We start from the raw sequence: 1,888 nt of genomic DNA, 5'->3' as shown, positions 1-1,888 counted from the left end.
GAGGAGCATTGGGCCAGCGCTTCGGCAAAGAATCGTGGTCCGTCCCGATTCTCTGTGCTGAAAAAGGTGTGGCTGCAGATCTTGTCAGCTCTTGTGGTTGGCAAAAAACAAGACCTGACCGTTCGCAGTAACAGCAGCAAGTCTAGCGGGTTTAAGTCCCGTCTGGGGAGTTGTCCGTACGCCCCGGTAGCATGAGGAAGCGGCGCCGTGGCGACACGGGGTCGTGAGTTTCCAACAGCAAGAGAGCAGGCCGTAACGCAAGTGAACCTATGAGTAGCCTCGTAAATTATGTGGAGGAGCCGACCCTGTGGTCAGAAGGGGAAGGCCGTTGGATGGGCGCTGGAATAACGGAAGTGGCGTCAATCGACTCCCGGGGTAGCAGGGATGGCATGTTCTTGAAGACTTACTGCCCAGTGCTGGAGGCCCGTCTGCGGAGGTGGGGAGACCACCGACTGCTGCGTATAAGGCAACGAAAGCGCAGCGGCTGCAGGCGGGAGTCGGAGGGGTTCATAGTACCGTCTGAGTTCGTGGGACAACATAACCCCGGACGAGGGAAGGGACCCTATTTTGTTCGTGCAACCGAAGAGCGGAGGATCGAGGGATTGCCATGTCGCTAACCACCCCGGACACGATCAGGACGCTACAGAGGAAGCTGTATGCCAAGGCCAAGCAAGAACCAGCCTATCGCTTTTACGCGCTTTACGACAAGCTCTACCGGGAAGACATCCTCAGTCATGCCTGGCGGCTTGTCCGGTCGAACCGAGGCAGTCCCGGTATGGATGGGATCAGCTTCGAGGCCATCGAGAGCGGAATCGGGGTAGAGACGTTTCTGCGGGACCTGGCCCGTGATCTGAAAGACAAGACCTACCGCGCCCAGCCGGTAAGGCGCGTCATGATTCCCAAAGCGGATGGCAGTCAGCGCCCGCTTGGGATACCGACGCTCCGCGATCGGGTCGCACAAATGGCGGTGAAACTCATCATCGAACCGATCTTTGAAGCCGACTTCTGTGAGCACTCGTACGGATTCCGGCCCAGGAGGTCGGCCCACGATGCCGTGGATGACATCGCCCACACGTTATGGGCCGGCTACACTCAAGTCATAGACGCCGATCTATCAAAGTACTTCGATAGCATTCCGCATGCCAAGCTACTGGCCGTGGTGGCCGAGCGTGTTGTCGATGGGGGGATTCTGCACCTCATCAAGCAATGGCTCAAAGCCCCGGTCATCGGCGAAGACGACAACGGAGTGAAGAAGACCGTAGGTGGTGGAAAAGCCAATCGCAAAGGCACGCCGCAGGGCGGCGTGATCTCCCCGCTCTTGGCCAACTGCTACCTGCATATTCTCGACCGAATATGGCAACGGCAGCACCTGAAGGGCAAGCTATCCGCACATCTCGTGCGTTACGCGGACGACTTTGTCATCCTGTGCCGAAAAGAGGTAGAGGAACCGCTGAAAGTGGTGCGTCATGTCCTGGACCGTCTGGACCTCAGCCTCAACGAGACGAAGACCCACATCGTGGACGCCACCCAAGCAAGCTTCAACTTCCTGGGTTTCACGATTCAGATGAGTCGAGGGGCCAAGACTGGAAAACCGTACCCGAATGTCCGGCCAGCAGACAAATCGCTGAAGAAAATCAAGGCGAGGCTGACGGAACTCACGGGCCGGAAACTGACCCCCATCCCCTTGAGAGATATCGTGGGAAACGTCAACCGCAGCCTGCGAGGCTGGGCAAACTACTTCCACTATCGAAACTCAAGTCTGGCGATGAGCAAAGTCAGATACCACGCGGAAGACCGGTTGCGAACCCATTTGATGAAGCGTCATCAGGTGAAGGACCGAGGAACTGGTTTCCGCCGGTTTCCAAGTGCTCATCTCTACGGGCGCTAC

The 1,888-nt window shown here is 57.6% G+C and carries 1 protein-coding gene; it reads left to right on the top strand.

Going from position 1 to position 1,888, the window contains the following annotated elements:
• Positions 1 to 607: 607 nt before the first annotated feature.
• Positions 608 to 1,888, top strand: a 1,281-nt coding sequence (ltrA, locus tag CAPSK01_RS00815) for a group II intron reverse transcriptase/maturase (RefSeq protein WP_273702825.1), incomplete at its 3' end; no start/stop codon positions are given.

The sequence above is a fragment of the Candidatus Accumulibacter vicinus genome, from assembly GCF_000584955.1.
GTDB classification, from domain to species: domain Bacteria; phylum Pseudomonadota; class Gammaproteobacteria; order Burkholderiales; family Rhodocyclaceae; genus Accumulibacter; species Accumulibacter vicinus.
Note: the sequence above shows the minus strand (reverse complement) of the source record. Positions and strands in the feature narration are given on the sequence as shown.